Origin of the sequence: Ruminococcus sp. AF31-8BH (assembly GCF_003460605.1) — a bacterium.
Classification (GTDB): Bacteria; Bacillota; Clostridia; order Lachnospirales; family Lachnospiraceae; genus Blautia_A; species Blautia_A acetigignens.
The window spans coordinates 36388-48743 of sequence record NZ_QTVN01000018.1; the positions used below are offsets into that span (position 1 = coordinate 36388).

Genomic DNA, 12356 nt, shown 5'->3' on the forward strand with positions numbered 1-12356 from the left:
TATGGCAATTACAAAGTGCCTGCACATGAAACAGGCAAAAACGGGTTATCCAGCAAAACATCTGGCAAACGGTCTTCGCTATATTATGAACCCGGAGAAAACAGAACATGGCCGCTATGTCTGTGGACATAACTGTATTCCTGAACAGGCATTATCCCAGATGGTAGATACCAAACGTCATTTTGGAAAGCTGGATAAAAGGCAGGGCTACCATTTCATTCTTTCGTTTGAGGAAGATGAGGTTTCGGAAGAAGAAGCCTTCCAAGTGGTAGGAGAGTTTGTGACAGAATTTCTTGGGAAGGATTTTGAAGCGGTTTATGCAGTCCATAATGATACGGACCATATTCATGGGCACATTATTTTTAATTCAGTACGCTGTACTACGGGATATAAATACGATTATAAAAACGGGGATTGGGAAAACATCATTCAGCCTCTGACCAACCGGATATGCAGGGAGCATGGTTTATCTGTGCTGGATCTGGAAGAAGCAAAGGAAAAACGCAAACAAAAAGGACAGGAAGAAAAATCTCTTGCTGAACGGGACAGGCGGATCAGAAGAGATGTGGACCAGGCATTACAGGACGCAGGTTCTTATGAGGAATTTCTTGAAAATCTTTCCAGCATGGGATATGAGTTGCGGGGGAGAAAGCGCCTTTCTGTTCGGGAACCCGGAGCAGGAAGGGCAAGGCGGCTTGACCAGCTAGGGGAAGAATATACAGAGGAAAGGCTTCGGCAGCGTTTTGGACGCCTTCCAGTCCCGGAAATGACCGGAGAGGAGATACCGGTAGAATGGACGTATGTGTTTATCCCATACCGGGAGCGGCATTTGACCAGATACCAGAAGGAATGTTTTCTTCGCAGGTACCGGCAGGGGAAACCAATGGCAGACTCTAAAACCTGGAAATACAGGGCAGCAATCCATGAATTGAAAAAATTGCAGGAGGAATTTGATTTTCTGGCAGCTTATCGCATACAGGATAAGGCGCAGTTGAAAGCCATTTCTGATGCAACAAAGGAACAGCTTTGGGAAAACAGCAGGGCAAGAAAGCAGCTACGAAAAGAAATGGTTCCTTATGAGGAAATGCTTCTGCTTCTCAATAAGCTGCAGGAAAAACAGATGGAAGCAAAACTTTATCAGGAAGGGTATCAGGAATTTTTTCAAGACCACCAGACATACCAAAACCTTCTTGGGCAGTTAAAAGAAATGGGATATTCCTTGTCTGAGGCAGAACAGACAGACGCTTATTTCTTTGAGAAAGAGGAGCGTTTGCGGATTGAACGGAAAAAAATCTTAAAAGAAAAAAGGATTGCAGAGCGTCTGCATGAAAAAGCAGAAGAAAAAGAAAAGTTGGAAGCACAGCAGAAGGAAAAGAATAGGAAACCGTCTGCGAGGGGCAGAGGAAAAGGAGGGTAAATGACAGTAGAAGGACAACGGTATCTGGAAGAATGCCGGAAAGTTTTAAAAGAAGAACAGATGGACGCAGTTTCTATGGGGCTGGATTTTGGTCTTCCTGTTTCGGATATCCAGAAGGTAGTTAAGAGTAACCAGGAAGCCCCGGTGATGAAAGCAATCATCATAGGGCTTATGGAAGGGATTGGGGAAATCGACTTTTTATGTGAAGGAAATTATAACCAGTTCCAGGTACGGGAAATCGTAGAGGGCTTAAAAAACGGGCTGGATCTGGAAGAGGTGAAAACCTATGCCGGAAATGAACTGCCGGCCAGCCGTATGCGGACCATGCGGATACAACTGGAAGAGTCAAAGGCAAAAAAAGAAGTTCCGAAAGATGAAGAAATGCGTTCTTATATGAAAAATCTTATGGGGATCATGGAACAATCCATTCAGCAGTTTCGGGAAAGCAATGACCGTTTTACAGCCTTGTCCTCTCTGGTAAAGGAGCATGTTGTTGAAGAGAAAAACCAGGAGATTAAAGACCTGTATGAGAACCTGCAATATAAAGATAAAAACATACAGGAATTAAAAGAAAAGCTGGCAAAGAAAGAGCAGGAAATTCAGGATCTGAAAAAAGAAGCAGAAAAATACAGGGAAAAAACAGAAGCTGCTTCCAGGGAAACAAAAGTGGTATTGGAAGAAAAAAGCATACAAACAGCGGAAGGGCTACAAAAAAGTAAGCACCGGCTGCTTGGGATTGCCATGCTTGGGAAAAAAGTACCCAAAAGTGTTGTGGAGAAAATTCTGGAATATAACCTGTCCGCAGAACAGTTGGAAGAAATCCGCCAGTGCGTAGAAAGTGGGCTGGCAGATGCAGAAATTCTTCAGGTGATGGAGAACAGCCCTTCACCAGAGAGAATGAAAAAAATGCGGGAAATTATCCTTTTGATGCGGAAACGGAAGGCGGGTGTGTAAATGGCAGAACTTGAACATGTGGTAAAAACATTTTCCCTTTTGGAAACTGCCGAAAAGGAACAGCCCTTTCTTACCAGGGAGCAGAAACAGGATTTGTACCGTATTGCTTTTCATAAGGAGTCTATGGAAGAGGTAGAAAAAATTATTTTGCAGTTACAGGCGCCTCATGCAGGAAAGGAAGAAAAAGAGCGTATTCTTTATCATTACCTTGAACCGTTTTTTCAGGTTCCGGAAAATATTTTGCAGATTGAGAATTATATTTTTCAGCTTCAGTATATGACCTATGAAAAGGAAAAAGCAAACCACATGCTGGAGGCTCTCTTAAAACAGGAAAATATCCAGTATGACCTGGAAGCCATGCTTACAGAAGGAAAAATAAAGGCGGCTGTTCCAGTAAAAAAGGACAGGGCAATGGGATAGGAGGGAGAGCATGAGTGAAATACAAGATGCGGCGCAGATTATTAAAGTTTCCTTTGAAGGCGCAGAAATCATTCTGAAAATGGGAAATACAGGCTGGCAGTTTGTAAAAGATATTTGTGCGGTATTTAAAAAAGTTCTGGATCAGGAAAAACTGTCAGGGAAAACTTCTGTACAAAAGCTCCTGAAAATGGGAGGCGATTTACAGGTTTTCCGTTTTGAAACAAAAGACCTGGAGCGGGTAAAAGCCCTGGCAAATAAGTATGGGATTTTATATTCCATTTTGCCGGATTTAAATGAGAAGGACGGTATGAGTGAAATTTTGTTCCATTCCCAGGCAGCGCCCCGTATTCAGTCCATGATGGCAAAAATTGAACATTCCAATATTGGGACGTTAGATGAATACTATGAAAATGCAGAGCCGGATAAGGTAGAGCAGTTGGTAGAAGAAGTAAAAAAGCCTGCCCTGCCGGAGTCGAAGGAGTGTGAACTGGTTGCGCGGGAGCTGGCGAAAAACCAGGTGGAGAAGATCAGTGATGTCCGTTCCCGTCTGAATATGACCTGGCTTCAGATCTGGCCGATTATCTGCTACATGGAAGAACAGGGGATTTTGGAGAAAGGGAAGGAAGGTACGGTGACACTGACCAGGACACCGGAACAGGTTGAAGAATTGGTAGATTCCCAGCAGTGGAAACAGTTGTTTGGGGAAGAGGAAGCCAAAAGACGCAGCACTGGAAGCAGCCAGGAAACAGAAGAAAAGATGCAGGTCATTCGGCGTATCCAAAAGGAGAAACGGAACAATCCAGGTGTGAATGCCATTACCATAGACCAGAAGCTGGTATATGAAGAAACAGAGCATCATATCAAAACCAGGATTCCGTACCGTAAGAATGAATTTATCTGGCTGGATAAATCGGAAATTAGCTGGATTAATGACCATAAGACGATTTTTGCAGGATTGGAAAAGAAGAAGGAGTATGCAATTTTAGACCTGGAGGACCGTTTTCTTAGAAAAACTTCGGGGGAAGATTTATATAGGGAAAGCTATGACCCGGTACACAGGGAACGCGCCAGACAGGAGCAGGAAAAGATACGCAGAAGAAGGGAGCAGAATTACAGGAAGGCACAACAGAACCTGGAAGCAGGGAGAAGAACCATACAGGGGCAAAGGAGGTAGAGAACCGGAGCAATTCAGAAAAAGAAGAAACAGTCCTGGGGCATGTATCTTATTGGTGGCATAGCTTCCGGCTATGGAGGTTATCTCTTGAACGTGTGTTATCAGCCCGGAAAGGATATCAATTATTTTTTAAACCGTCTGGATCAGGTGATGGTAGCCCCGTTTGCCAATTATTGGAACGAAACTTCCTTAAAAGCAATCATTTTGGGGATTTTTGTATATGTGATTGGTATGGTCATGTATGTCACCAGCCGGAAAAACTATATGCCGGGACAGGAATTTGGTACCGCTGTTTTTGCAGATCCGAAAAAAGTGGCAAAGCAGTTTGCGGATAAAGATGAACACAATAACCTGATCTTATCCCAGAATGTCAGGCTGTCCATGAATACCAGAAAGACCAGGAGAAACCTAAATGTCCTGGTAATCGGAGGAAGCGGCGCTGGAAAAACCTTGTTCATGGTGAAACCCAATCTCCTTCAGTTAAGCAGGGCTTCCCAGATCATTACAGATCCCAAAGGGGAGATTTTAAGATGCTGCGGAGGTATGCTGAAAGCGCATGGATACCGGATACGGGTGCTGAACCTGGTGGAAATGGAGCAGTCTAACGGATATAATCCATTCCGCTATATCCGCTCTGAAACAGATATTGTAAAACTGGTTACCAACCTGATCAATAATACCACACCGAAAAACGCACAGCCCAGTGATCCATTCTGGGAGAAAGCCGAGTCTTTGTACTTGCAGGCCATTTTTCTTTATGTGTGGCAGGAGTGTGAAATGGAGAAAAGGAATTTCCGTATGGTTCTGCAGCTTTTGAATGAGGCGGAAGTCCATGCAGACGGTTCCCCTTCTGATTTAGACCGGCGTTTCCGCAGACTGGAGAGAAAAAAGGGAAGCAATCACCCTGCTTTAATCCAGTATAATAAAGTGGTCCGGGGTGCCGGAGATACGGTAAGGAGTATCATCATTTCCGCAAATGCAAGGCTGGGATTGTTACAGAACCCACAAATTTTGCGGATTCTGGATCATGATGAAATGGAGATTGAGGAGATTGGGCTTGGTGTTGACGGGGACAGAAACCGGAAGACTGCACTTTTTTGTGTAACGCCGGATTCGGATAAGAGTTATGCCTTTTTAATTGGTATGCTTTATTCCCAGATTTTCCAGGAATTGTATTACCAGGCAGACTTCCATTACAATGGAAAACTTCCCATTAACGTCAATTTTATGCTGGACGAATTTGCCAACGTGCCATTGCCAGATGACTACTGCAGCCTCCTTAGTACCATGCGTTCCAGGAATATTTCATGTACCATTTTTATCCAAAACCTTGCCCAGATCAAGGCTTTGTTTGAGAAAACCTGGGAAACCATACCGGGTAATTGTGATTCTCTGGTATATCTTGGTGGGAATGAACAGTCCACGCATAAGTATATCAGTGAGTCCCTGGGAAAAGGAACCATTGATAAAAAAAGCAGTGGGGAAACCAAAGGCCGGCAAGGGAGCAGTTCCCGGAATTATGATGTGCTGGGGCGTGAGCTTTTGACACCGGACGAAACCCGAAAGCTGGATAACTCAGAGTGTATTTTGTTAATCAGGGGTTGTGATCCTATTATTGATAAGAAATACAATACTTTTGCACACTCCAGATTTTCGGAAACAGAAGATGGCGGGGCTGCGCCTTATATCCATGACAGAATGGCTGCCCAAAAACAGGCGGTACAGATTTTAAGTGAAGAATCCCTGGATTATTATAAGAAGAAAAAGGAACAGGGAGAAGATGTTCAGATTGTGGAACTGTCTTTTGATGAAATTTTTTCTTATGAGCCTATTCCTAAGAAGATTTTTTCGGAGGAAGAGCTGAAAGAGAACCAGAAGAAGAGAACGGTAGAGGAGGTGAGGCCGCCGAAGAAAACGGAAAAACCGGTACAGACAGAGGAAGAAAAACTTTCTGAATTATTGGAAAGCCATGTTTATAATGAGGAACAGTTGGGAGAAATCATGCTTGCCATTGGTGCTGGAATTTCGTATGATAAAATCCTTCAAATGGCAGATACAAAAAACAGTGCTGAAAAGATGAAGGAAATCCGTAAAAAATTTACAAAAGAAACAGCCTCGGATTAAAGAAGGCAGATTTTTGGAAACCTGTAGTTTTTGCATTACGCAGGGCAGGTTTTCAAAAATCTGTCTTTTTGCGTAATGCGGTATTAATCACATGAAAAGGAGTAAAAAGATATGAAGATCAAAGAGGTTATCAGAAAGAAACAGAACCGCTTGAAAAAATCTCTACTGGGAGTCCTGGCAGTAAGCGCTGCCACTGTTTCCCTGTTCCCCCAGACTGTCATGGCTTCCGGGGTAAGTGACGTAACACAGCCGCTTATGAATTTAAAGACACTGGTGATCAGTATTATCGGTGCGGTGGGTGTGATTATCCTGGCAAAAAACGTGATGGAATTTGCACAGGCTTACCAACAGCAGGACAGTTCTTCTATGAACAGTGCCATTAAAGGAATTGTTGCAGGGCTTATTATGGCAGCCATTTCCTCCGTTCTTACTTTCCTGGGAATTAGCTAAAACCATTCTTCTTTTTGAGATAAGCAGATAAGAAGAGAGGTGAAGTGATGTTTAATTTAGGAGAGGCGATCCTTGCACTTTTGGAAATCGTGTTTGGATTTTGGAATAACCAGGTCAGCCTCGTATTTGAACTTTTAGGACAGTCCCCTACCGGGTTCAAAGGAGGCGGGCCCTGGGGGATCATTGAAGGGATTGAACCCCTTTTTGTTGGGATAGGCTCTGCCCTGGTAGTCCTTTTTTTCGTCATTGGGTTTTGTGCAGAGTCGGTAGATATCCGGGAAGAAATCCGGTTTGAAGCAATCCTCCGTATGTTTATCCGGGTTGCCATTGCACAGTGGCTGGTATCTTATAACATTACCATTATGAAAGCCCTGTTTACTTCCTGTGGAAACCTGGTGGGGCATTTGGGGCAAAACCAGAGTGTGGAGTTATCCATTGACCCGGCGCAGGCAGAAGTGATCAAAGATTTGGGATTTGGAACCAGTATCGTGTTCCTGATACTTGCTGTTTTCCTGTCTTTAATCGTTATTATCTGTGGTTTCTTCCTGCTGTACAATGTTTATTTCCGCTTTTTGAAAATTATGGTAATTGTACCTTTTGGGGCGATTGCCAGCAGTACCCTGGCTGGAAACCGGGGGCTTAGCAATACCTTTGTAGCCTATATGAAATATTTTATCAGTGTCGTTTTTGAGGCAGTCACAATGGCGCTGGCAATTCTTTTGTGTAACCAGTTTATTTCCTCCGGACTTCCGACCTTTACCGGAGATTATGAGGACTGGGCCAAAACCCTGATTTATTTGGGGGAAATGACCTTTACGGTTGCGCTGACGGTAGGCACTGTAAAAGGAGCGCAGAACCTGACTTCCAGGGCACTGGGATTGTAGGAGGAAAGGATTGTGCAGGAAAAAGGGATACAGATGACACTATTTGAATATTTTCAGGACGCAGAATGCTTCAGCCTTAAAGAAGCAGTGGCTTGTGTAGAACAGGTAAAAGAGGTAAAAGAACCCAGTATCCGGGCAAGAATTTATGAGGGAATAGAAAAGGGGCTTTTTTCCAGGATAGCCAAAGGAGTCTATACGGTTACCAAAGAACAGGACGGAGAAGAGGTAACTTGTATGCTGGTTCAGGGAAATGGCAGGGATTTGAGCTTTTTAAAAGATAACAGTATAGATGCCATTATTACAGACCATGCTTATGACCTGAAAAAAAGCCTGAAAGGGGGAAACCGGGATTTTGCCGCCTATGAATGTTTTCAATATACGCAGGAAGACTTTGATGAAAAATACCGGGTGTTGAAAAAAGGGTGTTTTCTGGTAGAGTTCATGCCGGAAGAAAATGGGGAAAATTATGAATACCTCTATCAGATGAAAAAAATGGCGAAAGAAGCAGGACTTGAATATTATGCAAAAGTCGCCTGGAAAAAAGGAAATTTCGTTGCCAATACGGGAAGAAAATCTAAAAATACGGAAGAGATTGCATTTTTTACGAAAGGAAAAGCCAGGAATTTACGCCCAGATGCGAAAAAGGATAAGGCGGAGCCAGGAATATCCCACTATATGTCAGGCGCCAGGGGAATGCTTCCAACGGTCTTTGACATTGAACCGCCAGGGAAAAACTCCCGTATTCATCAGGCAGAAAAACCAGTGCAACTTTTGCAGCAGATCCTTGGATTTGTAACAGAAGAAAAGGAGTGGGTACTGGATCAGTTTGCAGGTTCGTTTTCCCTGGGGGAAGCAGCACTTTTAAATGAACGGAATGCAATCTGCATTGAAATTAATGAAGAATATTTTGAAAAGGGAAAAGAAAGGCTTCTGTCTGCAAAGAGCAGGAGCCGGTAAGAAGGGAGGATATGTAAATGGAACAGGAAGAAAAACTCAGCCTGGATTTTGGCAATGGGGAGATCTATGAGGTCTGGCTGGAAGTTGCAACTTATCCGGCTGATAAAAACATCAAAGTTTGTGTGTTTACGGAAAAAGAGGAAGAGATATGGAAACTTTTTGAATTGACCACAGATATGGGAATTCCGCTGGAAAAGAACCAGACCTTTTTGCTCCCAGGCTATGATCTGGAGCAGATCGTAGAATTTATCAAAAAAAACGGGCTTGGACAGTTAAAAGAAGAAATTTGCTGTTCTGGTTGTATGGAATATCCACTGTTTGAATTTCAGGAAGAAACTTTAAAGAAATTGGACCCGGAGGGATATGCAGCCTATGAGCAGGCATACCAGGAACGGGGAGAAGTAAAAAATCCAGAATTTCAAAAGGAAATCAAAACAGCAGATTTTCAATGGGCGTATGAAACCGAAGAACTGGCATTGCGGGTAGATTATTACGCAATGAACCAGAACCTTTATGTGGAACTGTATAGTAAGGAAGATGGGGCGTGGGAACCGTTTTCAGATTTGACCGTAAACCTTCCCGGATATTGCCTGGAACCTGGAACTGCCTGTATCAGCGGTGATTTTAGTAAGGAAAATATCCAATTTATTCAGGAGCATGGACTGGGAACTTTGCTTCCCTGGAAGGCACAATCCGGTATGGGGCAGTACGCGGTGGTGAAATTTCATCTGGAGGAGCTGCGTAAGTTTGACCAGGCTGGGGTTGCCGCCTTTTGCAATCAACATGGATTACAGAAAACCATGCAGGAAGAGCGAAGACAGAGCAGATAAAAAACAGATACAGGAGGTTATGTATGGAGATTGAATTAAGTGAGGACCTACAGCATTATAAAGAATCCCTGGTTCTAGGACTTACAGCAAAACAGTTTTTGTTTTCGGCATTGGCATTGGGCGTAGGAACTGGGATTGTCCTGCTTTTGTATGAAAAAATCGGGATTACTTTGAGCTGTTATGTGGCAACCCCTTTTGTTGTACCTCTGGCACTGACTGGGTTTTATAACTATCATGGGCTGACATTCTGGCAGTTTGCAGGGAAGATGATTTATTTTTCCTTTTTTAACCGCCCTTTGGTGTATGGCTCTACGGAATCGGTGCAGGAACTGAAACAGATTTATATGGAAACCCGTCAGGAAGAAGAACGGGAAGTACAGCAAAGGAAAAAGGAACAGAAAAAAGAGAAGAAAGGTGGTGATGTCAACGTGGTGAAAAAGAAGGCAATCCGTATGGGAATTGTAACGGTAGTGATGATTGTACTTGGTGCGGCAGCAGCGGTGTGGTATAAGATGTACCGTTGACCAGAATATTCAATCAAGGCGTGAAATAGCGCCTGCTCTCCATTTCAGGAGAGGGATACACAGACATGTAGCGGCAGATGGAAGCTGCTGTGTTTGTGGTCCCATCTGCCTGAAAGGAGGAAATTAGAGATTGTCAATTTTTTCAGATAAGTTTGACCAGTTAAAAAAAGCAGATAAAGCAGTAAAATCCCCGAAATATCTTCAGGAAGTCATGGGGATTGGGAGAATTGCAGAAAATGGCATTTTTGAAGTAGGGAAGGGGATATATTCCAGGACATACCGTTTTTTGGATATTAACTATGTAACCGCAGGTGCAGAAGAACAGATGCGGATTTTAAAGCAGTATTGTAAGACGGTAAATGCCATTGATATATATTTTCTTATTACCATTTTTAATCGGAATAAAAATATGCAGGATTTCCGGGAGCATGTACTTTTCCAGGAAAAAGGAGATGGTTTTAACTGGCTGCGTGGAAGTTATAATCAGATTATTGAAAAGCGCATTGTAGATGGAAGGCAGGGGATTGAGCAGGAAAAACTGCTGACTGTATGTGTAGAACGGAAATCCTACGAACAGGCAAAAGCATTTTTTGCCACTTTTGAAGCTACCTTAAAACAGAACTTTGGAGAACTTGGTTCCTGCATTGAAGAATTAAATGCAGAAGAGCGGCTGCGGGTACTTTTCAATTTTTACCGTATAGGGGAAGAAGAACAATTCTCCTTTGATTTCAGACAGGCGTTAAAAAAGGGCGGTGATCCTAAAAATGATATTTCACCAGGGTATATGCAGTTTTACCCAGGTTATTTTGAAACGGAACGGAAAAAATGCAGGGCATTATTCATTAAAAAATATCCGTCTTCTTTATCGGATACCTTTTTAAATGAGATTACCAGTCTTCCGGTTCATAGCATCACTACAATCTGCATTGTACCAGTACCAAAAGAACTGGCAAATAAGGTTCTTCAGAAGAAATATCTGGGCATTGAAAATGATATTTTAAAGCAGCAGAGAGTCCGTAATAAAAATAACGACTTTTCCAGTGACATTTCTCATATCAAGAAAGTCCAGAAGGAGAAGATTGTAAATCTTATGGACGACGTGCGGGAAAATGACCAGAACCTGTTTTATACAGGGGTTAATTTCTTGATCATGGCAGAGGACAAGAAGGAGTTAGACAGTGTAACCGAAACCATTAAAAATATCGGCAATGGACGCATGTGCCAGATTGAAACCCACTATTATCAGCAGAGGGAAGCTATGAATACCATACTTCCAGTGGGAAACCGGCAGATCAGCACAATGCGGACCATGCTCACCAGGGATATTGCAGCCCTTCTTCCCTTTAATGTACAGGAATTAAACGAAAAGTCCGGCGTCTGCTATGGCATTAACCAGGTTTCTCATAACCTTTGCATTGGAAACCGGAAAAAACTGGCAAATGGAAATGGAATGGTATTCGGTGTCCCCGGCTCCGGAAAATCCTATTTCAGTAAGTCGGAAATGCTGCAGGTGTTCTTAGGAACAGATGATGATATTATCTGTATCGATCCGACACTGGAATATTTTGATATTGCAGAAGCCCTGGGAAACCAGGCGGCAATCATTAACCTGTCTACCTATACAAAGAATTACATCAATCCTTTGGAGATGGATGTCTGGGCGCTGGATTTAAACGATTCCCAGGGATATATCCGAGATAAAGGGGAATTTATGCTGGGGCTGTGTGAACAATGTTACGGGGATAATCTAAACAGCCGCCATAAATCCATTATAGACCGTTGTGTACGAAAGCTGTATATCGACATTGCAAAGGCAAGGGAAAAGCATATCCCTACCATGTCAGAATTTTATGAGTTATTGTTGGAGCAGCCAGAAGAAGAGGCAAAGGACATTGCTTTATCGTTGGAGCTGTTTGTAAATGGCTCTTTAAATATTTTCAATAACCATACCAATGTGAATGTACAGGCAAGGTTCATTGTCTATGGTACCAGGGACCTGGGGAAAGAGCTGGGAGCCATTTCCACTCTGGTCATGCTGGAAAATATCAGTGCCAGGATTGCAGAAAACGCAAAGAAAGGAAGGGCAACCTGGCTTTATATAGATGAGTTCCATACGGTTCTTGACCGGGAGTATAGTGCGAAATTTTTGTTCAGCCTCTGGAAAAAAGTGAGGAAGCAAGGGGGACTATGCACAGGAATCACCCAAAATTTGGTTGATATGCTGCAGAACTATACAGCCATGACCATGCTGGGGAACAGTGAGTTTATTGCCCTGTTAAAGCAGTCCAATGTAGACAGTCAGGAATTATCCACTGCAGCAGGAATTCCAGAAGCACAATTAAAATATGTAGATAATTCTCCTTCCGGTACGGGGATCATTAAGTATGGAAATACCTGTATTCCATTTGATAACCGTATGGAAAAAGAAGCCAATCCGCTGTATGCGCTTTTCAATACCAACCTTCACGAAAAGGCGTTGCAGACAAAGCAGGAGTAATGTAATCTGAAAGGAACTTTTTCTTTTATCTGTAAAGGAAAAGGTATGACAGACGAGAAAAAATTAGGCAACAGCAAAAATTATAAGTCGGTAAAGTAGAAAAAGGATAGGACAAAAAGAGTGCA

At 42.9% G+C, this 12356-nt stretch carries 11 protein-coding genes; all 11 read left to right on the top strand.

Translation table 11 applies throughout. The annotated features are described in order from the left end of the window. The first annotated feature begins 1 nt into the window (after position 1). The 11 genes from DWZ38_RS18375 to DWZ38_RS18425 all read left to right on the top strand — a co-directional run bounded on the left by DWZ38_RS18375 (position 2) and on the right by DWZ38_RS18425 (position 12231). Entirely contained in the window at positions 2-1417 is a 1416-nt protein-coding gene (locus DWZ38_RS18375) for a relaxase/mobilization nuclease domain-containing protein (RefSeq protein ID WP_117854508.1), read from the top strand. Next, positions 1418-2371 carry a hypothetical protein gene (locus tag DWZ38_RS18380; protein ID WP_116441969.1) on the top strand — a complete coding sequence of 318 codons (954 nt, stop codon included), beginning with the start codon at positions 1418-1420 and terminating at the stop codon, positions 2369-2371. Continuing rightward, positions 2372-2791: a hypothetical protein gene (locus DWZ38_RS18385; RefSeq protein ID WP_117854510.1), complete on the top strand. Its 420-nt coding sequence runs from the start codon at positions 2372-2374 to the stop codon at positions 2789-2791. A gap of 10 nt (positions 2792-2801) precedes the next feature. Beyond that, the gene (locus tag DWZ38_RS18390; protein WP_117689844.1) at positions 2802-3965 is read left to right on the top strand and encodes a PcfB family protein; all 1164 of its coding nucleotides are present in this window, start codon (positions 2802-2804) and stop codon (positions 3963-3965) included. A gap of 42 nt (positions 3966-4007) precedes the next feature. After that, on the top strand, positions 4008-6089 hold the full coding sequence (locus tag DWZ38_RS18395; RefSeq protein ID WP_178105376.1) for a VirD4-like conjugal transfer protein, CD1115 family: 2082 nt from the start codon (positions 4008-4010) through the stop codon (positions 6087-6089). 111 nt (positions 6090-6200) lie between these two features. Beyond that, entirely contained in the window at positions 6201-6539 is a 339-nt protein-coding gene (locus DWZ38_RS18400; protein ID WP_021651237.1) for a hypothetical protein, read from the top strand. Between the two features lie 47 nt (positions 6540-6586). Then, a complete protein-coding gene (locus DWZ38_RS18405; RefSeq protein WP_025577460.1) occupies positions 6587-7423 on the top strand; it encodes a hypothetical protein in 837 nt (278 codons plus the stop codon). Between the two features lie 12 nt (positions 7424-7435). Further along, positions 7436-8380: a site-specific DNA-methyltransferase gene (locus DWZ38_RS18410; RefSeq protein ID WP_233435077.1), complete on the top strand. Its 945-nt coding sequence runs from the start codon at positions 7436-7438 to the stop codon at positions 8378-8380. A 17-nt stretch (positions 8381-8397) separates the two neighbouring features. Beyond that, complete coding sequence (locus DWZ38_RS18415; protein WP_117689846.1) at positions 8398-9210, top strand: DUF4313 domain-containing protein; 813 nt, start codon at positions 8398-8400, stop codon at positions 9208-9210. A 23-nt stretch (positions 9211-9233) separates the two neighbouring features. Further along, positions 9234-9734: a PrgI family protein gene (locus DWZ38_RS18420; protein WP_055056111.1), complete on the top strand. Its 501-nt coding sequence runs from the start codon at positions 9234-9236 to the stop codon at positions 9732-9734. A 130-nt stretch (positions 9735-9864) separates the two neighbouring features. Next, complete coding sequence (locus DWZ38_RS18425; RefSeq protein ID WP_055173279.1) at positions 9865-12231, top strand: VirB4-like conjugal transfer ATPase, CD1110 family; 2367 nt, start codon at positions 9865-9867, stop codon at positions 12229-12231. The last annotated feature ends 125 nt before the right edge of the window (positions 12232-12356 follow it).

Excerpts from the sequence above, each read along its gene's own strand:
- DWZ38_RS18375 (WP_117854508.1), top strand. The coding sequence starts at position 2 with ATGGCAATTACAAAGTGCCTGCACATGAAACAGGCAAAAACGGGTTAT.
- DWZ38_RS18380 (WP_116441969.1), top strand. The coding sequence starts at position 1,418 with ATGACAGTAGAAGGACAACGGTATCTGGAAGAATGCCGGAAAGTTTTA.
- DWZ38_RS18385 (WP_117854510.1), top strand. The coding sequence starts at position 2,372 with ATGGCAGAACTTGAACATGTGGTAAAAACATTTTCCCTTTTGGAAACT.
- DWZ38_RS18390 (WP_117689844.1), top strand. The coding sequence starts at position 2,802 with ATGAGTGAAATACAAGATGCGGCGCAGATTATTAAAGTTTCCTTTGAA.
- DWZ38_RS18395 (WP_178105376.1), top strand. The coding sequence starts at position 4,008 with ATGTATCTTATTGGTGGCATAGCTTCCGGCTATGGAGGTTATCTCTTG.
- DWZ38_RS18400 (WP_021651237.1), top strand. The coding sequence starts at position 6,201 with ATGAAGATCAAAGAGGTTATCAGAAAGAAACAGAACCGCTTGAAAAAA.
- DWZ38_RS18405 (WP_025577460.1), top strand. The coding sequence starts at position 6,587 with ATGTTTAATTTAGGAGAGGCGATCCTTGCACTTTTGGAAATCGTGTTT.
- DWZ38_RS18415 (WP_117689846.1), top strand. The coding sequence starts at position 8,398 with ATGGAACAGGAAGAAAAACTCAGCCTGGATTTTGGCAATGGGGAGATC.
- DWZ38_RS18420 (WP_055056111.1), top strand. The coding sequence starts at position 9,234 with ATGGAGATTGAATTAAGTGAGGACCTACAGCATTATAAAGAATCCCTG.